General features: G+C 39.7%; 23 protein-coding genes and 1 pseudogene. 1 reads left to right on the forward strand and 23 read right to left on the reverse strand.

The genetic code is table 11. From position 1 onward, the window contains the following. Nucleotides 1–30: 30 nt before the first annotated feature. From DWW43_RS04430 to DWW43_RS04545, 23 genes and pseudogenes are all read right to left on the reverse strand, one after another. Nucleotides 31–1,923, reverse strand: coding sequence for a hypothetical protein (locus DWW43_RS04430; protein ID WP_133302396.1), 1,893 nt, complete (start codon nucleotides 1,921–1,923; stop codon nucleotides 31–33). Between the two features lie 201 nt (nucleotides 1,924–2,124). Next, nucleotides 2,125–2,604: a GNAT family N-acetyltransferase gene (locus tag DWW43_RS04435; protein WP_008402123.1), complete on the reverse strand. Its 480-nt coding sequence runs from the start codon at nucleotides 2,602–2,604 to the stop codon at nucleotides 2,125–2,127. 39 nt (nucleotides 2,605–2,643) lie between these two features. Then, on the reverse strand, nucleotides 2,644–2,931 hold the full coding sequence (locus DWW43_RS04440; RefSeq protein WP_021943411.1) for a hypothetical protein: 288 nt from the start codon (nucleotides 2,929–2,931) through the stop codon (nucleotides 2,644–2,646). 225 nt (nucleotides 2,932–3,156) lie between these two features. Beyond that, nucleotides 3,157–3,867: a phage tail tape measure protein gene (locus tag DWW43_RS04445; RefSeq protein ID WP_008402121.1), complete on the reverse strand. Its 711-nt coding sequence runs from the start codon at nucleotides 3,865–3,867 to the stop codon at nucleotides 3,157–3,159. A 98-nt stretch (nucleotides 3,868–3,965) separates the two neighbouring features. Next, the gene (locus DWW43_RS04450) at nucleotides 3,966–4,979 is read right to left on the reverse strand and encodes a DUF4238 domain-containing protein (RefSeq protein WP_008402120.1); all 1,014 of its coding nucleotides are present in this window, start codon (nucleotides 4,977–4,979) and stop codon (nucleotides 3,966–3,968) included. A 53-nt stretch (nucleotides 4,980–5,032) separates the two neighbouring features. After that, the gene (locus DWW43_RS12080) at nucleotides 5,033–5,236 is read right to left on the reverse strand and encodes a hypothetical protein (RefSeq protein WP_008402119.1); all 204 of its coding nucleotides are present in this window, start codon (nucleotides 5,234–5,236) and stop codon (nucleotides 5,033–5,035) included. A 170-nt stretch (nucleotides 5,237–5,406) separates the two neighbouring features. Beyond that, a complete protein-coding gene (locus tag DWW43_RS04455; RefSeq protein ID WP_008402118.1) occupies nucleotides 5,407–5,979 on the reverse strand; it encodes a CDP-alcohol phosphatidyltransferase family protein in 573 nt (190 codons plus the stop codon). Beyond that, on the reverse strand, nucleotides 5,969–7,033 hold the full coding sequence (locus tag DWW43_RS04460; protein WP_117785758.1) for an FUSC family protein: 1,065 nt from the start codon (nucleotides 7,031–7,033) through the stop codon (nucleotides 5,969–5,971). Before DWW43_RS04460 ends, DWW43_RS04455 begins: the two co-directional genes overlap by 11 nt. Before the next feature lie 33 nt (nucleotides 7,034–7,066). After that, nucleotides 7,067–8,110 carry a HAMP domain-containing sensor histidine kinase gene (locus DWW43_RS04465; protein ID WP_005421561.1) on the reverse strand — a complete coding sequence of 348 codons (1,044 nt, stop codon included), beginning with the start codon at nucleotides 8,108–8,110 and terminating at the stop codon, nucleotides 7,067–7,069. Next, a complete protein-coding gene (locus DWW43_RS04470) occupies nucleotides 8,110–8,820 on the reverse strand; it encodes a response regulator transcription factor (RefSeq protein WP_005421560.1) in 711 nt (236 codons plus the stop codon). Before DWW43_RS04470 ends, DWW43_RS04465 begins: the two co-directional genes overlap by 1 nt. Then, nucleotides 8,799–10,232 (reverse strand): phospholipase D family protein, encoded by a 1,434-nt coding sequence (locus tag DWW43_RS04475; protein ID WP_119962841.1) that lies wholly within the window; start codon nucleotides 10,230–10,232, stop codon nucleotides 8,799–8,801. Before DWW43_RS04475 ends, DWW43_RS04470 begins: the two co-directional genes overlap by 22 nt. Before the next feature lie 461 nt (nucleotides 10,233–10,693). Continuing rightward, nucleotides 10,694–10,918: a cysteine-rich KTR domain-containing protein gene (locus DWW43_RS04485; RefSeq protein WP_117808204.1), complete on the reverse strand. Its 225-nt coding sequence runs from the start codon at nucleotides 10,916–10,918 to the stop codon at nucleotides 10,694–10,696. 320 nt (nucleotides 10,919–11,238) lie between these two features. After that, the gene (locus tag DWW43_RS04490) at nucleotides 11,239–11,940 is read right to left on the reverse strand and encodes a response regulator transcription factor (protein ID WP_119962842.1); all 702 of its coding nucleotides are present in this window, start codon (nucleotides 11,938–11,940) and stop codon (nucleotides 11,239–11,241) included. Next, the gene (locus DWW43_RS04495) at nucleotides 11,933–14,626 is read right to left on the reverse strand and encodes a sensor histidine kinase KdpD (RefSeq protein ID WP_119962843.1); all 2,694 of its coding nucleotides are present in this window, start codon (nucleotides 14,624–14,626) and stop codon (nucleotides 11,933–11,935) included. Before DWW43_RS04495 ends, DWW43_RS04490 begins: the two co-directional genes overlap by 8 nt. Nucleotides 14,627–14,952: 326 nt before the next feature. Next, complete coding sequence (locus tag DWW43_RS04505) at nucleotides 14,953–15,600, reverse strand: TrkA family potassium uptake protein (protein ID WP_119962845.1); 648 nt, start codon at nucleotides 15,598–15,600, stop codon at nucleotides 14,953–14,955. A 10-nt stretch (nucleotides 15,601–15,610) separates the two neighbouring features. Next, nucleotides 15,611–16,942 carry a TrkH family potassium uptake protein gene (locus DWW43_RS04510; protein WP_119962846.1) on the reverse strand — a complete coding sequence of 444 codons (1,332 nt, stop codon included), beginning with the start codon at nucleotides 16,940–16,942 and terminating at the stop codon, nucleotides 15,611–15,613. Nucleotides 16,943–17,054: 112 nt separating this feature from the next. Beyond that, a complete protein-coding gene (locus DWW43_RS04515) occupies nucleotides 17,055–17,267 on the reverse strand; it encodes a hypothetical protein (RefSeq protein ID WP_119962847.1) in 213 nt (70 codons plus the stop codon). A gap of 150 nt (nucleotides 17,268–17,417) precedes the next feature. Continuing rightward, on the reverse strand, nucleotides 17,418–18,542 hold the full coding sequence (locus DWW43_RS04520; protein WP_119962848.1) for a Fic family protein: 1,125 nt from the start codon (nucleotides 18,540–18,542) through the stop codon (nucleotides 17,418–17,420). Between the two features lie 20 nt (nucleotides 18,543–18,562). Further along, nucleotides 18,563–19,912 carry a hypothetical protein gene (locus DWW43_RS04525; RefSeq protein WP_119962849.1) on the reverse strand — a complete coding sequence of 450 codons (1,350 nt, stop codon included), beginning with the start codon at nucleotides 19,910–19,912 and terminating at the stop codon, nucleotides 18,563–18,565. A 76-nt stretch (nucleotides 19,913–19,988) separates the two neighbouring features. After that, entirely contained in the window at nucleotides 19,989–20,333 is a 345-nt protein-coding gene (locus tag DWW43_RS04530; RefSeq protein ID WP_119962850.1) for a hypothetical protein, read from the reverse strand. A gap of 687 nt (nucleotides 20,334–21,020) precedes the next feature. Further along, nucleotides 21,021–21,410: pseudogene (locus DWW43_RS12280) on the reverse strand ((deoxy)nucleoside triphosphate pyrophosphohydrolase); the annotation flags it as partial. A gap of 6 nt (nucleotides 21,411–21,416) precedes the next feature. After that, nucleotides 21,417–22,172 carry an HNH endonuclease gene (locus DWW43_RS04540; protein ID WP_119962852.1) on the reverse strand — a complete coding sequence of 252 codons (756 nt, stop codon included), beginning with the start codon at nucleotides 22,170–22,172 and terminating at the stop codon, nucleotides 21,417–21,419. A gap of 21 nt (nucleotides 22,173–22,193) precedes the next feature. Continuing rightward, nucleotides 22,194–22,457 carry a hypothetical protein gene (locus DWW43_RS04545; RefSeq protein WP_119962853.1) on the reverse strand — a complete coding sequence of 88 codons (264 nt, stop codon included), beginning with the start codon at nucleotides 22,455–22,457 and terminating at the stop codon, nucleotides 22,194–22,196. A 36-nt stretch (nucleotides 22,458–22,493) separates the two neighbouring features. Between DWW43_RS04545 and DWW43_RS04550 the strand changes: the two genes are divergently transcribed. After that, a complete protein-coding gene (locus DWW43_RS04550; protein ID WP_243104393.1) occupies nucleotides 22,494–22,823 on the forward strand; it encodes a transposase in 330 nt (109 codons plus the stop codon). Nucleotides 22,824–23,066: the final 243 nt, after the last annotated feature.

Genomic DNA, 23,066 nt, shown 5'->3' on the forward strand with positions numbered 1-23,066 from the left:
ACTACTACTATACCTGTTACCAATACCAGATTACCGTTTTCGGATCGTATACAGACATCCCATTCCTGATACTGCAAGCAGAATATAAAGCACAGCCAGATTCATATCATCTCCTGTCTTGGGTGATGCTGTCTTATCATCTTTTTTCACTTCTGTTGTATCTCCATCACCACTCTGTGTCGTGCTGCCTGTTCCATCTTCTGTACGGTCTGTTGTTGTGCCCTCTGAAGAATTTTCCGTCGTAACTTCTGTTGTCTCTCCGGTTGTGGTCTCTGTTTCCGGTTCTGTTGTTTCTTCTGTTGAAGCTTCTGTTACATCCCCGGTCGTATCCTCCGATGGATCCTCAGTCGTTGCTCCTGTCTGATCCTCTGTTGTCGTCTCAACCTTCTTATATGCGATTGCATAATTTGAAAATCCATCTGTCTGGAACATCACCATTTTAGTTGCCACATCAAAAGAAGCAGGAATAATCTCATAGGTTCCATCCTTTTTCTCATGAATAACTGCCAGCTCACTGTTTGCAGGTTCCCAGTCGGCTTCTATCTGAAGGGATACCTTTGCCGGTTTCTTCAATGTCTCTATATTATTTACCCACAAATTTGCTACTGTATTCTTATACAGGATCTGTGCCAGCTTGATATCAAAATACCCGGTGATGTGATAATCACCTGCTGCCTTTTTAAAAGCCTCAAGCTGTTGCTGTGTGAGAACTGCATCCTTGATCGTCAGTCTATTGTTTCCTGACGTGATCTCATTTTCTGCAAGCTGGATCAATGCTTTTTTCACTTTATCTGTCTTAAGCTCTACCTGATCTTCTGCCTTTGTAAATATGCCGCTGATATGTACATTTTCATCCGGCATTGTATATGAAAATGTAGATGCATCTGACAAAGGCGTTAAAGACTGACCATTTATCGTTATCGATCCAAGCTGATATCCATATTCCGGTACTGCCCGGAGAATAATTTCTGAACCCGGTATAACACTTGCCCATCCATAATTGGTGTCCTGCTCAACACCATCTAAACCAATCGATGTTCCGTCCGGATTTTTGATCTCAAGGATCTCAAGCGTTCCATTCTTTAACAGCTCATAATCTTTCAATCCATTATTACCTGTTTTATCTTTGGCCCATATAATAGTTCTTGGTATGATCGTCGGCTTCTTTGTAACTTTGATCACATATTCACTGGCAGGCGCAATCGTGAATTCCACTGTATCCTTCGTTCCTTCCGGCAATGTGATTGCCTTTCCATTTACTGTGACCGTCCCGATATCTCCATCTCCAAATGCCAGTTGGATCCTGAGCAGATTATAGATTTCACCGGACGCATATCCCTTGCCAGTTCCCTGTATCTGACTGCTCTCAGCTCCGATCTTCGCTGAATTCAGATAAATTTCCATTCCAAATCCATCATAGGTTCCCATGATCTGAATATCATCCGGGTAACCGGGGTTCGGAGGCGTTGATACTTTTTCTATTCTGAAATTCAGATTACCGCTAAAACGGTTTGTATCCAATTTTACATAAGGATTCGAGCTGATATCATACGATTCATCATTGATATATAACTGAAGTTTCACACTTGAGATTCCAAGCAGGTCATCTGGCGAGGAAACATCCAAAACGGTAGTTGCTTTCAGATAATATTCTTTATCTGACAGATCGATCTGCATGTTATTTCCATTGATCGGACAATTTGTGTAACTGTCCATAACAATATCTCTCGTACATAATGTCAGCCTTACTTTATAGGCATCATCAACAGCAAAGGTCGCTTTTCCATTTTCAATAGATGCCCCGATAAAATTCAATGTTGCCATGTTGGTTTCTGCAGCCCTTACCTGTGTGCTGGCAAATGGCAACCATATCATACTGATACACAGCCATAAACTTAGAAAAATCCCTAATTTTTTCCTCATAATTTTGTCCTCCATCTGCTTCCCTCCCCAGGGAAGTTATTTGCAGTCATTCTATCAAAAAGCACCTGATTCCACAAGCGTTTCAGACAAGAAAAATCAGGAAAAAAGTCAGGAAAATAGCGAGTTTGAGGCGTTGCGGCAAACACCGGAACGCAGTGCTATATTTCCTGACTGATATAATTTTTATGTCCGTAATTTGTCTTAGAATTTCTTCTCCATACAAATGAAATGTTTGTCAAACAGATCACATTCCCCGACAGTTCTAAACCCGATCTTTGCATATGTCGAGAGTGCTACCACATGGCCTTCCCGAACCAAAATATGGATTCCTTTCATGCCCCTGTTCTTCAACACATCACCGGCATAATTCATCATCTGCTTTGCGATTCCCTGTCCCTGCATATCCTTTCTTACACAGAGTCTGGACAATTCTCCCGACGGTGCCTGATCCTCATGCCAGCAGGTGAGCGACTCCACGGCATCGTCATGGTCGATTGAGATCGTCGCAATGATCTCTCCCGCATCGTTCTTCATCACAAACAGGTCTTCATTCTTAAGGTCAAATGCGATCGTGTTCTCATCCGGGTATGTCTCGCTCCACTCACATGGTCCCCCGATCATCGCATGGTATAAAGCCAGCAGTTCATCTTTATCTTCTTCTGTTGCATTCATTATCTGCATGGTAAGCCCTCTCTTTTCTGTCTTTCTTCGTTTACTTATTCACTCTGCATCAAACAGGTCTTCCATTTCCTCTACGGCTTCATAGTATTTGTTCATCCACTCGCTCATCCGGTCAATTTGTTCTCTGTCCGCTTCCACCTGTTCAATATCCTCCGGCCATTCATCACCCTCATCTATGCCCTGTTGCAGGAGCCAGTTCTCCGCACACTCAAACCGGCACATTCTGCCATCGTCACTTTCGATTGTTACCAGCACCAGAAGCGGTTCCCCGGGCATCCGCTCCTCGCAGCCATAATCTGCTTCATCTATTCTGGTCACAGACCACATGTTATGCATCTCCTTTTTCTTTTGCAACTATAAATAAATTAATATTCATTATAACACAGGTCATCTCAAAACTGAAAACAGGTTCTACCAACATTTCATTGTCGGTAAAACCTGTTTAAATTTATTCTGTAGTATTCTTTATATTAACAGATATTTTTACTTGTTATGTTTCCTTTTCCTGTCCAAAGTTACCACAAGGTCAATGTTGGAAACCTAACCAACCTTCTAGATCTGCTGTGTGTCATATCCTACAAGAGCCAGATAATTAAGAGCCTCTGCACACTCTGATGCAGAGAATGCAGTTTCTGCACCCATCTTCTTTGCCAGTTTAGAAAGGGTATCCATTGTATTCACTGACTGACCGTTTACCTTTGACATAGAATCTTTTGTGATTCCCATTGTTGCCTGTACCTGTGACATGGAAGATTCAAAATTGGCAGCCGTAGTAACCGATGCGGTTCCAAGAGCAGTCACCCCTGCTGTAACGGGTAATAGTTTCTGTCCGGCAGAGGAAATGTTATCTCCTGTGGTCTTTAACTTTTCTCCGGCTGTGGCTATCTTCTGGACTGCCGTAGCTGACTGATTTGCCTGTGTTTCAAGGTTCTTCAAATCCTGCTCCGTCTCTACGGTTTCCCTTTGAAGGGCATCATACTGTTCCTGTGAGATTTCTCCATTGGCAAGTGCTGTATTTGCCTGTTCTGCTACCGTCTTTAAGGTTGCCAGTTTTTCTTTCGTTTCACCAACGGCCTCAGCAAGCAGTTTATGTTTTTGTGCCAGAAGTTCCGTATTGCCCGGATCCAGTTTCAGCAGTTTGTTAACATCCTTCAGCTTCGACTGGGTGGACTTGATCTGTCCATTCACACCTTTAAGGGCATTCTGTAATTTGGTTGTATCACCACCAATTTCTACGGTAATTCCTTGTATACGGCTTGCCATGAATTCTCACCTCCTCTCTCCTAAATTTTGACATAAAAATGCTCGGATTTCTCCGAGCAAGAAAAAGCACCAACCCACTTAAGGATTGATGCTCTCAACTAAATATCAATATTCTTTTCCTTCAAACTTGATCTTACTTTATCTGCATTTGCATAGCCAAAAAACTGATTCGCATAATCTAGTAACAATGAATTCAAAAAGATAACATCTCTTTTTACTAACTGTTTAATTTTATATTGATACACCATCGCACCAGATTTTAAAAATTTATTTGTAGGTGGTTCTATCGTATCTTCACTCCCAAATCCCAAACACGCAGATAAAGTTGGGGCATGTGGCGGATATATTATCCTTGTACCTGAACCCTTTAAGTGCTGTTTATATGCAGGACTCATTGTAATTATTGCCATATTCCTTGATAAAGGAAATATACCATAATCTTGCGGTGATACCATTTGAAGCAACATAGCATCTTCAATCCGACCACTTTGCATTAGTGCGTTCATCTTTCTTACACCAATAGGTCCCATATATGCAGCCCATCCTCTATCTGTAATAATTAAATCCTCTTTACTATTGTTTGTTCTTACAAATACATTATACGAAAAAACAACATCTTTCACATAATTAAAAAGATTCATGTTCTCGCCTTTATTTGCTATCCTAACCAACTCTTCCTTATTTTGACATTCTAAAATCTTATTCATGTTTTCGTAGAAATCACCACTGAATATATCCTTAAATGGGTCATTCTCAAAAATAAATCCATCTCTTTTTAAGGTCTTATACCAGAGATTATGCTCCATATTTTCATCCTTAACTCTTAAAGTCGTAATAATTAAATACTTCTTTATTGTTAATAAGTCCTCTGATGTTAAAGCAATATTGTAGTTTTCTTTAAGAATTTTGTTGTTCAATATATTAGCAAACTGAACCTCTATCTTGTGACATAAGTCTTTCTCAATATTCTCAGGATAATACCCTTTTTCGGAAAATACTGATTTGGTACTCTTGGACTCTATATTCCCTGAATTCAAATCATAATACTGGATTTTTTCGTCTTCACAAAAATGTCTCAAAATGAGTTGAGGAATAAAATGGCTATTAACCATATAATCACCTCTTTACTGATTTGAGTATAACATATTATTAATAATTATTACCATTAAAACTTGTCGAAATCTTCCTGCGTTGCTAGTTCTGCATATTTGCAATCATCGTTTCTGCTCTCTGCATACATATCATTGATAAGACCTATCGACAGCATATCAAGATCTGCCATCGATAAGCCTAACTGCACACATCGAAGCAGAAACAATGGGGTTGTCATTTCACGCTCAGTTGGGCGAACTTTTTTTAGATTCAACATCCGTTTTTACATTCAGTCCCCAGAGTTCAATCAGCTGTGGAAGAACCTGGTAAATAGAGAATCTAAAATTTTATTAAACCGACTAAAGACTCCATAGTTTGTGTGTTTGACTTACTGTTTATATCTATCTTCTCCTAAATATTTTTCTAGTCATTGCAATATAAAATTGCTTATACAGTCTCTCCCTTAAGAGTCCTGGTATTCTGGATAATATACAGAGCGACCGATATGACCATCATTATAGCGCACAAACCAATCAATAGATCTGATACCATCGGTGTAATGTGGAACCATATAATATGCACCGCTGCAGTTCCATATAATAAAAAGGTTACTATCTTTCCATGCCAGTCTGCACCATATACTTTTCCTGTCTTTCGTATCACAAGACATCCACTGACTACCATATACAACTCTTTACCTGCCATTATTACGATTAAAAGAAGCACATGCGGAAAACGAGTAAACAGACAGATTAACATCGCTGCCTGTGTCAGCTTATCAGCCACCGGATCAAGTATTTTTCCTAAATTACTAATCCTATGGAATCTTCTTGCGATATATCCATCAGCAAGATCCGTAAGACCAGACAGCAATAAGATTTCACCAGCTAACAGAGGATTTTTCTTTACACAATAACTCCATATAATTACCGGAATCAGACAAAGCCGAAAAAAAGAAAGAAGATTAGGAACCGTAATAATTCTATTCAAATTTTCTTCCTGATTCACTTCACTCTGCATGTACGGTCACCTCACTTTCCTTTTTTTTAGACATAAACCAATAAAATATAACACAAAATGCTAAAGCAAACACAACACCAAAAACATTTTGAATCACTCTAAGACTAACCGCTCCTTGTAGTCCATAAGTCTCTGCAGCAATGGCTAAAGCACCAAATGTGTTAAATACTGCCTGCCAGCCATATTGTGCTGAAAATCCTACACCGATTCCACCAAGAATTCCTATATATGCATAGATTGACGAAGGAAGCAGAAAATATAATACTGTAAAACATATAACACCTGCAATATTTCCGACAATCCTTTTACGGACTCTGTAGTGCATATCTTCCATAAACGGCAAAATCACGGACATGGCCGCAATACCAGCCCACATTGCACGTGGCATATTACAAAGTTCTGCAATGCAAAGGACAATCGGTACGCATAAAATCTGACATATCTGCCATTTTGTTCTGGAAGAAGTGATATCAAATTCTTGTATCAAATCTTTCAGATTTCTTTTATAAGTTCTGTTTTTATGATTTCGATAAAATACGAAGCAGGTAAGTGCTGCACCTAAAGCCATTCCGACTAATCGCATCTGATAGCTTTTTCCCGTAACATCATAACCATATAGCAGCAGATACCCAAGAACCAATGTAGATTGATTAAACATGAGTGGATTATGGCATCCGAACAGAATCAACACAGCCAGTGCCGCAATATTTAACAGCATTCCCAATACCGGTGAAAACTGATTTGCTAAATGCGGACATACAGTCATAATTACAAAGAACAAAGCCAAAAGCATCGTAGATTGTCCGGTGTGGATCCCCAAATCCGCATTTCTAAACACCATGAGACATAATAAGACTACTACACCTACAATGCTGTTCTCATTTCCAAATAGGGTGCTGAAAATACTAACAAAGAAAAAACAAAATGCCATTGTAACAGCTATCTTCACCAGATATACCCACATATGATATAATTTTTCTTTTAGTGTTTCACTCTTTTTCAACAGTTTTTTAGAACCTGCCTGATTTAACTGCAACTCCTGATAAAATGTCATATAAATCCTCCTATCTTCTAATTTATCTTAAAACTATATAATCTCATCTTTCTGCTTTGGCAGCTCTATAACAAATCTGCATCCACCATATTCACGGTTTTCTGCTTTGATTGTTCCTCCGGCACTATCTACAATCCGTTTTACAAGTGCAAGACCTAGGCCATTTCCTTCTGCTTTATGAGATCCATCTACCTGATAGAACTTGTCAAATATTCTGGATTTTACATCATCCTCTATTCCTGGTCCTTCATCTTCCAGAATGAACTTAACAGAATCCTGTTCTTGTTTCAGAAACATCGTAATTGTCCCCTTTGAAGGGCTGAACTTAATCGCATTATCCAAAAGATTTATCCAGATATGCATAAAAAGTCCTTCATTCCCAGTATATTTAACTTCCTCCAATTCTACCTGAAAACCAATTTCTTTTTCTGTCCATTTTGTTTCCAATGAAAGAAATGCCTGGCGGATCTGTTCATCCAGACGATATTCCGTTTTTTTCATTGGTATATTCTGATTCTCTAACTTGGATAACAGCAAAATATTACCAACCAATCCGGAAAGCCTTTGGGTGTTAAATAAGATTTTTTCTACATATTCCTCTTGATCCGGAGACAGTTCTTCTCCCTGAAGCAGCATTGTATATCCTTCAATGGCATTAATCGGGGTCTTAAACTCATGAGAAACATTAGATACAAAATCCATCTGCAGCACCTCTGTTGCACGAAGTTCTTTTGTCATAACGTTAAAACTTTGATAAGATTCTCCAACTTCTGCTATACGGCTGTTCGTTTCCAAATGCTGTTCAAAATCTCCCTGAGAAACTTCCTTCATTGCTTTACTAAGTCTGGTAATTGGTTCCAGTAACTTTGCATTGATAAAGGAAGTGATCAGCCCTGCAATCAATGTATTGAAAATCAAAAGCCAGCCAAGCACAGGTATGCTGCCCGGCAGATTAAAAAAATGATTCAAAAAAGCAAATAATAAAGCAGATATGACTGTTGAAAATACAAGTGCAAGCCAGATTGCACCAGTCAGACAGGATCGGATCCGCAATCCTTTTTTTTTCTTTTGTTCCATTATTTTTTCACCACCTTGTATCCAATTCCACGCATTGTTACGATTTCAAAATCTGGGTTATCTTTAAAACGCTCTCTGAGTCTTCCTATATGTACCTCTATTGTATGTGGGTCTGCCTCCGTCTCATATCCCCATACTTCATCCATCAACTGTTGTTTTGTAAATGTTCTGCCTGGCGAAGCTGCAAGCTTATATAAAAGCAGGAATTGTTTTTTAGGTAAAACAAGACTTTCCTTATCAGTTGTAACCGTCATTGCATCATAATCAAACTCTGTTGAACCGATCACAATTTTGTGTTCATTCAATATCTGTGCACGGCGAAGCAGTGCTCCGACTCTTAAAACCATTTCATTCACATTTACCGGTTTTACCATATAATCATCACTTCCCGAAAAAAATCCCTGACGCATATCATCAAAGGAACCTTTCGCAGTGATCATAAGCACTGGTATCTGATATCCTGCTGAACGAAGTTCTGACACCAGTTCATAGCCATCCATAACCGGCATCATAATATCAGAAATGATCAGATCAATATATTCCTTATCCAATACTTCTAATGCCTGTGCTCCATCCGATGCACTTTTGACTTGATATCCATTCTTCTCAAGCACTTTTTGGAATAGCTGGCTTAATTCTTTATCATCTTCTACAATCAATATTTGAAACACGTTTTCCTTCCTCCTTATTAAAACAGATACCTTGCCCATCCAAGCAGATGCTGTACCAAAAATATTTTTCTCTGACGTTTCTTTGTTAATTCGATTGGCTCTACATGATATGGATCATTATAAGTTCCGCCTTCTAATATCTGGCGGGACACTTTTTCATATTCCATCATGCCCTCTTCCAACTGTTTATTAATATCTTTACTGCGTATTACAAGCATCAGTTCCGTATCCAGATATACACTTCTCATGTCCATATTAAAGGAACCGATTACAGACAGATCATCGTCAATCAGAATACTTTTTCCGTGGTATGAATAACCGCCTTCATATTCCCAGATATTAATTCCTGTACTTAAGATTCTATTTCTGTTTTTCGCATAATCGGCAGACCCAAATGGATTCCTATTATTCGCAACTGAATTTGTCATGATAGAAAAATCTGAAACGTTCTCTGCAATCTCCTCCCATGTATTATACATCATATCATTACAGATAATATATGGCGTGTGGATCTTCACACGATTTTTTGCATTTTTCATCAATTCTCCCAACTGATACCACACTACTGGTTCTTTGGAACCTGTGTGAATAGGATTTGACACTAATGTAATCTTTTCTGTCTCAAAAGTTTCGTCCGTATAATCGGTCTCGCAGATTCTTTCCTTATTCTCCTCAAAATATTTCTGATAGCTGTTCTGCAGCTCTAAAACTGCGTTCTTTACAGATTTTCTATTTGCCAGTTTTTTATTGTTATGAAAATAACCACTGTCTTTCTGATTCCATATGGTTTCAAAATACTCTGACAACTGGTTAACTGAATTTTCTTTCTCAGGTTCATCGCAAACCACTAACACGTCTCTGTCATAGTTCTTATGTCCCGGAAAATCACCCAGGAAATAATTGTGTATATTTCTTCCCCCAAGAATATATCTCTTTCCATCTGCAATCAAATATTTATCATGCATTCTACCCATCATTTTCCACGGTTTCAACGGATTGGCCTTATTATACAGTTTAATTTCAACATTCTCATGGGAAGATAATCCATAGAAATACGGATTTCCTTCCATATCAATCCAGCTCTCCATTCCATCTACTAACAGACGAATATGTACACCTCTGTCTGCCGCATCATGCAGTGCTCCTAAAATCAATTTTCCACTTTCATCGGATTGAAATGCAAAAGTAGAAAGAATAATTTCCTTTTTTGCATTCTTAATCAAACGCACTCTTTGTAAAAGCGCTTCTGGATTCTTTTCTATGATTACTGCCCGTTCTGTATTTTCACTGCATTCGTTCCATGACCCATTTATTGTTTCTTTTTTGGTTGTATTGGACACTTCCGGCTGCTTTTTATATGCAACGCAGATTCCGAGCAATTCATAAAAAACCACACATAAAAAAATTGCCAGTATAACAAGAAGGATTTTACATATTTTATGCTTTATCATTGTACATCACCTGATTCCTTTTTATTTCATACTTATACAATACAAAGTCAATCTCAATTTAACCTCAACAAAATTTATTTTTCATGCGTCATTTCATCTGTTATGATTAGATATGGCGTCATAAACCAACAATATTTTTCAGCTTTATTTATCATACTGATATAAACTTCTTCTCCTACTTGTATAAACTTCAGGATAAAGTTCCCGAAGGTTAATTTTCTTCATTATGTACCTCCATTTCGATTCACGGATGATTGACGGGTGAATCGAATGGAGGCGGAGACCGACACCGGCAGGCAACCGGGTCACCTCCGAAAAAATGGCAACAAAAAACGCCAGATTTCCGTGAGGGAAAACTGGCGCGCCAAGAACAGCCATTATTATACTGAATTACATGGAACGATAATGCCGATGCAATGTTATACTTGCCCGGAGGAGGAGGGCGGCAGAAATGTTTGGTTTCAACCGCCGCGACATCTCAAGCGCAAATCATCGCTGTTAAATAGCAACGGTTTTGTGTTTGGCTCTTTGATAACTGTTGTATTCAATTCATTTACATTTATCAGCGTTGTCTGTTTACACTTCGGACAGTAAAGAGGATAATTTATCAAAACCGTATCTTTCCGTATTTGATCACGAGTTTTTCCTCCACATACGGGGCATATTAACCAACTGCTGTTCATCATCAAATTTTCAACTCCAAAATAAAGTTTATAATCTGATTGAACCCATAATCTAAAAACTTGCTTTCAGAGATAGAAAATTGCTTTGATATGAATTGTCCTTTCATTTGTGCAAGGGTAAGGAACGAAGTAATGCTTGACCAAAAAATGTAAAATGTCAACATCGGAATTATGTCTTGCCGTACAACGCCTTTTCCTTGTCCATTTTCAATAAATGTAGCAAGTGTGGTATTGATTTTCTTTCCAAATAACAAAAAATGATTAGGGCAATCCGAAACTCAATCGTCTATTTTTCATAGAGAACACTGGCCGTCCTCATAGCGTTATTCTATTTTCATCATGCGGTAGCCCACACCAATATGTGTTTGAATATATTGTGGAGACTCCTCTGTTGGCTCCAGTTTTTTTCGCAATGTTGCCATAAATACCCGCAGCGAAGCCACATCGTTATCCCAACTGCGGCCCCAGATATTTTGTGTGATAAAGGTATGGGTCAGTACCTTGCCGACATTCTTGGACAGCAGACACAACAGCTTATACTCAATGGGTGTCAGGTGAAGTTCGCTTTCATCCAGATAAGCGCATCCCCCGGCATAATCCACTTTCAACTTACCATTCACAAATACAGAACTGGCAGTAAACATCTCTGCCGTCATCAGAGAGAGTCTTCGCTGCGTCACCCGAAGTCGTGCCAGCAGTTCTTCTACCGAAAAGGGCTTTGTCAAATAATCGTCCGCTCCGGCATCCAGCGCCTTGATTTTATCGTTATCCTCGCTTCGGGCGCTGATTACAATAATCGGAACATTGGACCAAGAGCGAACCGTTTGAATGACTTGAATGCCATCCATATCCGGCAAGCCCAAATCCAGTAAGATGATTTCAGGATTGTGCGATGTGGCCTCCATAATGGCTGCCGAGCCATTAGGTGCTACCACATAACGATAATCATTTGTTTTTAAAGTGGTCGTAATGAGATTTCGTACAGACGGGTCATCCTCAACCACTAATATCAAAGGTTTATTCATGAAGTTCTACCTCCTCTGCAGGTAATGTAAATTTAAAAACAGTGCCATTTGGCTGATTGTCTGATACGGAAATCGTGCCGCCGTGGGCGGTCACAATGGACTTACAGAGGGACAGCCCCAATCCAAGGCTTCTGCGGCTGTCGACCACTTTATTGGCCCCACTATAAAACATATCGAAAATACGGGGTTTCTGCTCATCGGGAATCCCAGGGCCGTTGTCGGAAACGGAAACCGTGACCCATTGCTCTTTTTGATCGGTGTGTATTTCAATTACTGAACCGACAGGGGTATATTTGATGGCGTTGTCAACCAAATTGATAATCACCTGAACGATCAGCTTCGCGTCAATGTGGGCAAGGATAAAGTCTTTACCGCTGGTCACACGAATGGTGTGTTCTTTACTTTTTCTGTTGATGTGCTTCAGCGCTTCAGAAACGACCTCATCCATGAGTTCGATACTCCAAGTTAGATTGACCTGTCCTCCCTCAATTCGTGTGACTGCTAACAAATTTTCAACCAGATTGATTAGCCACATGGAATCGTCATAAATATCAGTAAAGGTCTGCTCCCGTAGTGCATCGTCCATTTTTTTATAATTTGCAAGCAAATTGTCTGCGCTGCCGGAAATCGCTGTCAAAGGCGTCCGAAGATCATGGGAGATTGCCCGCAGCAGATTGGCACGAAGTTGTTCATTTTGTGCCAGGACAGCCGCTTCCTCCTTCTCCTTGGCATTTTTGATGTTTTCCAGCGCCAATGCGCACTCGCCAAGAATGGAAAGAAGCACGCTATTTTCAAAAGAGTCCAATGGAGTATCGTTCACAGCAATACCAGCTACTCCATATACATTCTGGTTAACCCGAATCGCAAGGTATAAACACTTTGCACTGGATAATGTATCTGTTGTGGCACCGGCGTGTTTATTGTTTCGGAAGGCCCAATCGGCGACTGCTTTCTCGTTCTCAGAAATTAAATCTTCCTGAATGCTATTAACAGCACGAAAAACGTTAGGGGTGGCAAGTTCTTTACCATCAGACAGGTAGACGACAATATCTTTTTTCAGCAGCTTCATGAGCTGCCCTGCCATAGCGGTGATTACCGCATTCTCATCCTGCTCTTTTTGCAGAAGCTGGTTGGTTTCAAAAAGAATCTTTGTACGGTAAGCTGTATGGGCAGATTGTTTCGCATTTTCTTTCAGCCGGGTAGCGAGAGATCCGGAAAGCAGTGTTACTATAAACATAATGGTAAAGGTAATAATATAGTTCGGATCGTCAAAATGGAATGTCAGTCTCGGAGTGGTAAAAAAGAAATTGAAAACCAGCACACTGACAACCGAGGTCAGAATCCCGCACAGTCGGTTGGTTGTGATTACAGCGGTCACAAGTACGCCTAATATATAAACTGCGATAATATTACTCTCCGTGAACCCAAGAGCGTCAAAGCCACAGCCAATTAGTGTAGCTACCAGCAATACAGCTATACTCTTCAGAACATCACGCAGGGGCATCGCATCTACCTGCGCCTTACTCTTTTTTTCCTGATAACTGGTTCCTGTGCTGGCATCCGGTATCACATGAATATCCAGATTAGGTACGCTGGAAATCAGGCGTTCCGTCAAGGTGGGCTTGCTGAAAATATTCTTTCGTGCAATGGTACTTCGTCCAATTACGATTTTTGAGATGCCGGAAAGACGGGCAAATTCCGCAATCTGATAAGGCACATCATCGCCATAACTTGTCTCAATCGCAGCGCCAAGTTGCTGGGCCAGACGCTTATTATCCTGCAAACGCTTTTTATCATCGTCACTCATCGCCGCTGTATTTGACGTTTCCACATAAAGAGCGGTAAATGTTCCCCGAAAGGCTCTTGCCATCCTTGCAGCAGTCCGAATAATTTTTGCGTTGGATGGCGACGAGGAAAGACATGCCAGAATGCGCTCGTCTGTATGGTAATCGCCTCGGCTCTGTACTCTGGCGCTTTCCGTCAGCAAGTTCACCCGGTCAGCGCACCGACGGAGGGCGATTTCCCGCAATGCGGTGAGATTTTCCAGCGTGAAAAAATTAACTGTTGCCCGCTGCGCCTGATCTTCCCGGTACACATTTCCACTTGCCAGTCGTTCCAGCAACTCCGCAGGCTCAATATCCACCAGTTCTACCTGATCTGCTTGATCAAAGGTGGAATCCGGAATGCGCTCCCGCACAAGAATTCCGGTGATAGAGGCTACTGTATCGTTGAGACTCTCAATATGTTGGACATTTACAGTCGTATAGACATCAATTCCAGTATTTAGCAGTTCCTGAACATCCTGATACCGCTTCGTGTGCCGACTGCTTTCGGCGTTGGTATGGGCCAACTCATCCACCAGTATGAGCTGGGGATTTCGCTTGAGCGCAGCATCAATATCAAATTCACGAAGGGTCATTCCTTCGTAAGCAACTTGTTTCACAGGAAGCTGCTCCAAGCCGTCCAGAAGTGCCATCGTCTGGGGTCGGGCATGGGGTTCTATGTATCCAGCAACCACATCGATGCCACGCTCCTTAGCCTGATGAGCCGCCTGAAGCATGGCATAGGTCTTTCCGACACCTGCGGCATAACCGAAAAAGATTTTGAGCTTTCCGCTTTTCTTAGTGGATGCATCGTTACGGATCGCACGAAGAAGCTGATCCGGATCTTGTCTTGGCAGTTCCATTCTAACCCTCCTATCTGTCACTCAAGTAAAAGCGATTTCCTTTTTCAATATTATAACACACAACGTCAAAACCTACATCTGCGACTGATCCACGGCAAATTTGTTCAGGCATCCAATGAAAAAATCGACGACAGATAATTTTTTGGAATCCCTCCATAGTGCTATTTGTGTGATTTGATTCTGGGTAATCGGCTCAAAATTGTTTTCCAGAAAAACATCCAGTTTATTCATCAGAAAATCCCCAAAAATAAATATGGCTGATGTACTTACAAGTAAAATAACATCCTGCATGGATTCACCCCCAATTCCTTTGATTTTTCTTAAAATCAAGTATGAAAGCACTTTTGCAAATTTCTGTTACTTCCCAACGCCAACATGGTATCTCCTGCTTTCAGCACTGTGTCTGAAGTAATAGATAACTCCAGCTTGCCGCTTTTCTTGATTCCCATAATGTTAATATTGAATTTTTTACGAATATCAAGCTCTCCAATCGAACGATCCGCCCAATCTTTGGGAATGGGAATCTCAAACATGGCATGATTTTCATCCAGTTCTATGTAATCGAGAATGTGATCCGCACTGTAACGGATTGCTGTCCACTTTGCGAGCTGTTTTTCCGGGTAGACTACTTCATTTGCACCGTTACGCAGCAAAAATTTTTCCTGAACATCAGTTGCAGCTCTGGAAACTACAAACCTCGCTCCTAATTCACTGAGCAGAGAAGTTGTTTCCAATGAGCTTTGAAAGTTGTTGCCGATGGCCACAATGCATACATCATAGTTGCGAACACCGAGAGATTCCAAGAAATCGGCATTCGTACTGTCTCCAATCTGTGCATTGGTAACAAGGGGCAGAACAGCCTCTACACGTTCCTCCGAAGTATCTACCGCCATCACTTGATGGCCCAAATGATTTAAGTGCAGGGCAATATGTTTTCCAAATCGCCCCAGACCAATTAGAAGAATTGATTTCATAATGTCTCCTTTATCCTACTGTTATTTTTTCCTTTGGTAGTTTTGAAACTTTCTTTTGTGCACTGGACAAGGCCGCAAAAATTAATGTAAGGCCACCGACTCGTCCAAAAAACATCAGCAGAATCAAAACACTCCGTGAGAGCAGATTCAGTTCCGGCGTAATTCCCAGGGACAGGCCGACTGTGCCAACAGCTGAGGCAGTTTCAAAAAGGCAGGTAAGCATGGGAAGTCCTTCGGAAACGCTGATGATAAGGCCACCGGTACAACATAGCGTGATATACATAAGCGAAATTGTCGCTGCATTTTTTACGACATCATCATCAATGCGACGTCCAAAGAGGTTGGCATTTTCTCTGCGCCGAAAGGTAGAAATCGCAGTAGTAAGCAAAACAGCAATGGTTGTTGTTTTCAAACCGCCTGCGGTAGACCCGGGACTACCGCCGATCAGCATCAGCGCAATGGTGATAAATTGTCCCGCCTCACTCAAATCAGTTAAATCCACCGTATTAAAACCCGCCGTTCGTGGTGTCACAGCTTGAAAAAGAGAAGATAAAAGCCGTTCCTTTCGGGTAAGATCAGCAAACTCAAAAAAATAAAAGTACATTGCCGGAACGATCAATAAAACCGCTGTGGTACAAAGAATCACCTTACTCTGCATCCGATATTTGTGCAAATGCAATCGATTTGTCCGAATATCATCCCAAGTCAGAAAGCCAATGCCTCCAAACACAATTAAGAACATAATAGTAAAGTTTATGACTGGATTTGCTGCATAGCTGGTCAGGGAGGAAAAGGGAGTGCGCACACCCAATAGATCAAAGCCTGCGTTACAAAAAGCGGACACGGAATGAAACAGTGCCATCCAAAGTCCCTTTTCCCCGAAATCACGGCAAAACACCGGCGCCATCACGGCTGCACACAGCAGTTCCATCACCAGTGTCACCCTGACGATAAAGCCAGTCAAGCGAACGATTCCCCCTACCTTTGGCGCTGAAATCGCCTCCTGCATGGTACAGCGCTGCATCAAAGAAATCTTCCGACCGGAAATCATTGCAAAAGATGCGGCTATGGTAATAACCCCCATGCCTCCAATCTGAATCAGCAGTAAAATGACAAACTGGCCGAAGGCCGACCAGTATGTTGCCGTATCATGTATAATGAGTCCAGTTACACAAACTGCTGAGGTAGAAGTAAACAATGCATCCGAGAAAGGCGTTGCCAGTCCGCTTCGGCTGGAAAACGGCAACATTAAAAGGAAGGTGCCGAAAAGGATCACACCGGAAAACCCGAGGATGATAATTTGAAACGAAGTCAACTTCCTTTTTAACAACACTACTCCCATAACTGCAATCCTCCTTTATACCCCTTTATGTGCCCTTAATTATAAATCAAAGGGAGTAAAGAAGGTAAAAGAGAATGCGTATCTGTATTAAGACCGTCTAAAGATGCAGGACTTATTCTTTTTTATCACGAGCTTGTGCCAGAAATTCAATCAGCCGTTTCCTTATCAGAATCCCGCATAGAGCATTCCGGCCATCAACGATGGGGACAAAATTCTGATTCAGCATTGAAGTTACAACCTGCTCGGAATCTGCATCTATTTGTAACGCAGGGCAAAAATCTCTGCGAACAATGCTGCCAAGTCGGTATCCCTCCTGTACTTTCAAGTCTGTACCTCCATTTCTATCGAATCACCATGCCACTTTTATAATGCAAAATCATTCTAAATACTGCTACCAAATTTGGTAATATATCTGTCCGCAAATTTGTTTAGGGCAGTTTTGCGAATGGCATTAACCCCCTTTCAATGACCACTTTTATTGAAACCGATATTTTCCTTTTCCATGTCCGGTTACGGATACGATCACCTTGCTATCAACCAACAGTTTTATCAGCTCGGATGCTCTTGTTGATTTTAACCCGGTAATATCTTCTACAATCGTTCTGCCGAAATATTCTTCTTTTCCACATTTTGAAAACAGTTCAAAAGTGTGATTTATTGTTTTTTCTGAAATCATATCCGAAAAAGCAAGTAATTTATTTCGAATGTTCGCTTTTTGACTTTCAATGTCCGCTTCCGTATTCCCAATGTCCGCTTTTGCACTTTCAAAATCCGTTTCTTTAAACCTTCCACTAATGTGCATCGAACGATTATGAAGTTCATTCTTTTCATCCAACAGTAAATTTCTTAAAAACAATTCCAAATACTCAGTTGTCTCATGAACACCATTTTTCAAATCGTTATAATTGGCCCTAACAAGTGCATTTCTAAAATACCAAGCATTTTCCGCAAAAATATCATTGGTTACGTCAAATCCCAGCGTTCTAAGATACTTAATAAAAAATACTGCTGTAGTTCGTGTGTTTCCCTCGCCGAATACATGTATCTGCCATAATCTTGATACAAAGAGTGCCAAGTGATGAATAATTTCTTCCATGCTCAAGTTTTTATAACTAAATTTCTTTTCCTCTGCAAAATCATAGTCCAGAGTTGCTCGAAGTTCTGATGCACTTCCATAAAGAACCGTTGCTCCATTCAGCACCCATTCCTTTTTTGTAATATTATAATCTCTCAGTTTTCCGGCATGTCCATAAATCCCAGCAAACAACTTTTTATGAATAGAGATATACTCATTCGGAGTAAAACTAAATGCTTTCTCCGATAAGATTTTTGCTATTCTAACAGCAACTTTGTCGGCCTCTTCCGTACGGTCTTCTGTATCTGCTTTTGGATTTTCTTCATAATACGTATTGAGAAGTTCCTGCGCTTCATCAATCGAAATATCACCTTCAATATTCTTTATTGCAGTATCAATCAAATACTTGGAAGGCTTTAATCCATCCACTGCCTGAAGCCCTATAGCTGTGTGCCAGGCATAACCCTTGTCTCTTTTGCCTGGTTCTGTTTGTTTTATATACTCTTTAAAAGGATCTTTATTCATCAAATTTCCTCCATTCATTTTTACCAATACCAGTTCTTTCTGATACTGTCTTGCAAAGATTTTTCCTTTTCTTCTGCACTTTTTTCATGCTGACGTTTTCCCAGATATTCATCCTCAGTCGCTATAGACGGATCATACCAATCTGCCTTCTTCTCAGCCCATTCAATCCATTCTGGAGTAATATCTTCACTTCCACTATCAATCATAGCTTGAATATATTCTCTTATTTCCTTTGCAATTCTATAGTCTTCAGCTTTGTTTACAAGCTCTTTAACAAGATGAATTTCTTGTTCTTTTCTTTGTCTATTTTCTTCTCTGCGTCTCGCTTCTTCAACTCTCTTACGTTCTGCCTCTTCACGTGCTTCTCGTACAATTCTATTCTCTTCTGCTTTCTCATACAGGGTAACCAAAATATCACCCAGTCTATCTTCTAATTTTTCAGAATCGTTATCTCTAATGTAGCTTCGCTCCCCAAACACAATACGAAGTTTACCATTATATACCTTGTCATATTTTCTAATTTGCGGTTTTGAAGCCCATCTATGATTTTTGATATCATCATTATACTTTACGAGCTCCTGTGCCTCTTGCTTAGTCATTTCATGCTTTACTTGGTCTTGACTCTCAACCATACGAAATCTAACAATATCATCTCTAATTCTCACAGACAAATCACTATTAATACTTCCACCTAAAGATTCAATTGATTTGAATACGGTATCTAATATAGCAATTGCACGTGACATACACTCATCAGACATTTCCTTAAAGAATGCAGGTTCGTTTTCTGGTTTATTATGTCTTGGATTATAGTATGGTCTACTCTGTGCTTCTTTCAGTTTTGACTTATAATCTGCAATATCCTTCTTGTATTGGACTAACATTTTATGCAATCGTGTACTTTGACTTATCTGCAGATTGCACGCATATTCTAATACTTTATTTCTTTCCGTCGCATCCAAATAATCAAGAATTCCATCTGGCCACTTAGGTATATTCTCCATTTTTTTCTGCGGTAAATCTTCCTCGACTGCTACGTCCAATTCTTCTGTTACGTCAGTATGCACTTTCTCTACTACTTCTGCCTTAGCTTTCCGAATACGCTTAACAACCGCGTCTTTCGTTATTAATGAAATTTCTGTATCTTCCAATCCAGAAAATTCTACAATCTCATTCGATACATCTTTTCCCATATTCTTCTTAGTCCAATAACCAGAAGAAGGAAAAGGTATATTTTCTACTTTACAAGTTGCTATCAGTTTACCATAATTCAAGTTATATTTTCTGGCTACCCCTGCAACTGAAACAGCCCATATTTCATCATAGAGCTGCTTACGAGTCAATTTAACTATTCCTTTTTCATTCTCCATCCTGGCAGCTCCTTTCCTACATATTTTTTTTCAACATCTTTGTATTTTCCAAGCGAAAACGCATATTCATAAAGCTCTAATTCTGCTGATCCTTGTTTTCGCTTAATAGAAAAACCAAATCTTTTTTCATTTCTTCAAACTGTTCTATTATAGTATTTAGACTCTTTTCTATATTTTGAACTTGTACTTCTGATGTTTTCCCATACTTATATGCAATCAATCTCTCACCAATTATGTGATAGGACCAACTCTCAGAATATCTTCTATCTCTTTCTTCATTGTGAATTGCAAAACCGATCGGTAAAAGATCATTTCTCATGCCGATACTAACCGCCATAGGGGATATGCCTAGGTAATCTGCCGCTATCTTACATGTTATTTTACTCATATTTCTAATATCTTCATCTGTGTATTTAGGCATAATTTACCTCCATTTCTAAAATATATTTACACGACTCCAGAACGTCTTCCGGTATCATTCTATTTTTTCAGTTCTCCATTTAATGACATTAATTGCGTGCTCAATATAGTTTTCATATTCGTCTTTGTCCATATTAATCAAATTTTTTACAGACATGTTATTGTATATTCCAGCAATTATTGCATCATCTCCACACATATATGAATTTGAGTATTTGTTATAAAATGCCAATGCGTGATCCCTGATTTTCTCATTATTAAAATAAATATCCGGACAATCGTAGCAACAAAATTGTCCTCTGTGAACATTTGCCCCCGGCCAAACTGGTATTACATTTCCAACAGTTTCATAAACATCAATAAATTGTTGCAATCTCTGATAATTATTGAGTTCTCTACACTTATCAACACAACTCAAAATAAAATCTTCACTATATGCCAATTCTCTTGGGGAATTTCTATTTTGTGGCCTAATGGTATGTCCGCATACCTCAACCAACTCTGGATACTTTGCTTTAATTCCTAACAAATACATACTTTTAAACGAGTATAGGACATCTGTATAACACCATTCTATTTTCTGACCTCCTACACCTACGATTATTTCGCCCCAAAGTTTCTTTGTCTTTTCCTCATTCAGTTTTTCAACACTCACTTTTCTGGTAAGCATTTCTTGAACACGCATATTATTCTTAATACATGAAATCAATGCAACGTCCGCCGGCAACCATTTGACACTATCCAATTTATCTATCGTAAGCCATTTTGCATCCTCAGCCTCTTTTAACACAATTTGGCCGCATATAATTTCTGCCCAAAAGCAGTCCATCGAAAGGTGAAATGCGGGATAATCATATTCAATAGTATCAATCAATTCACCAACGTTAATGTCTACTTCCAATTCTTCTTTTATTTCTCTCACAAGAGCCTGCTGAGGTGTTTCACCTTTTTCAATCTTTCCTCCTGGAAATTCCCACTGGTCCTTGAACTCTCCATATCCTCTTGCTGTAGCCAAAATCTGTTTCTTATCTTTGCTAGAATCACAGATAACTGCAGCTACTACTTTTATCGTCTTCATATTGCATCAAATAAATTCCAGCATTTTCTTTTCCATGCAGAATTCATATCCCATCCTTTTTAATCCAACTTTATCAAATTCAACAGCAATAGATGTTCCTTCAATAGCAGTAATCGTTCCTACACCAAATGCCTTATGCTTTACATGCTTTCCAACAATATCTACTGGAATAACTACAGGTGGCTTTGGTTCAGGCTTTGGAAGCACTGGTGGAACATACGTTGATTTACTTCCACTCTTTTTCTTCGCTGCAATCATTTTCATGTATTGCGCATCAACATCCTTACCACGATTCTTAAAATCTTCCATATCTTTAAATACAAACATAGCTGGCTTATTAACATCATTATCCGGCACCGGACGAATAGGAAACATCCATACTTTACGAGGAACTCCATCCTCACCCGGCTGTGATTCTGTATAAGGTTTATCAACCAATTCTATTCTTCCACAGTATATATACTCTCCGGCATCCATTACTTCAAAAAGATAAACATCAACACCATTATGTCCACATGCTGCAAGCGTTGCATTCTGGGCCCAATTAATGTCCTGATCTCCGTTCTTACCCATGCCTGTGTAGTGAAGAACTCCTCCAATCCACTTATCATGATAAATTCCTTTTGTATAATCGGACACTATCACTAAAGTGTTAGTAGTTCTTGAACGACGCATACCACCCATATTTCCACATTTAAAAGTATCAACAACTTCTGCATTTTTTAGTATTTGACCTATATTTAATCCCGGGTTAAATGCCACAATAACACCTCCTGCTTTCCACTATTTCTTCTTTCCAAATGAATGATACTGTATTGTTATCTTGACATCGTGCTCCAAAATAGTACCCTTTTTCATGGAATCCCTTCCCGCTACAACTACCTGTTGAACAGCCCTATTCTTTTTTATCCATCCTATTTTCAAGTCATCAAGCGGCAACGTATATACTTCTGTAAAACCAACATTTAGCAACTCATGCGCCAGTTCATCAAAATCTCTCTTTATCATCTGACGCGAAGAATATGGAAATATAAGTTCTTTTTTCATATGACCATTCCTGGTATCGGATATATCAATGGAGGAATGATACTTGGTGAAATCGGTGATATACATCGTTTCTCCAGCCCCAACAAGCTGCTTGCATATGCTGGCTTGGATCCGTCTGTCTATCAGTCTGGAAACTTTCAGGCTAAGAAGACCAGAATGTCCAAACGTAGATCCAAAGTCCTAAGATATGCACTTATTAATGCAGCTCACAATGTTGTTAAAAATAATGCCACCTTCAAGGCTTACTACGAAGCCAAGATGGCTGAAGGCCGGACTCACTATAATGCCCTCGGGCACTGTGCCGGCAAGTTCGTCAGAATCATTTGGAAAATGATGACTGACAACGTGGAATTTAACCTCGATTAAGAGGTCTGGATACCTACATCATAGATTTGTTTAAAAAAGACCACCAGGGAGCCTTTATTCTATATTTTTACTCGTATGTATATATTGGTTTACTCCTTTGCCCATTTCACGTTGCCAACATCCTCATATAAATTAATAATAGAATTAAAGATAATATAGGAAATGGCTGCCCCAAAAGCCTTATATTTTCTATGTTTGAGGTATTGCCATGCACTATTGCCGAGATATTATTTAGGCAACGAT

It is taken from the genome of Clostridium sp. AF15-41 (assembly GCF_003604095.1).
Lineage (GTDB): Bacteria > Bacillota > Clostridia > Lachnospirales > Lachnospiraceae > Coprococcus.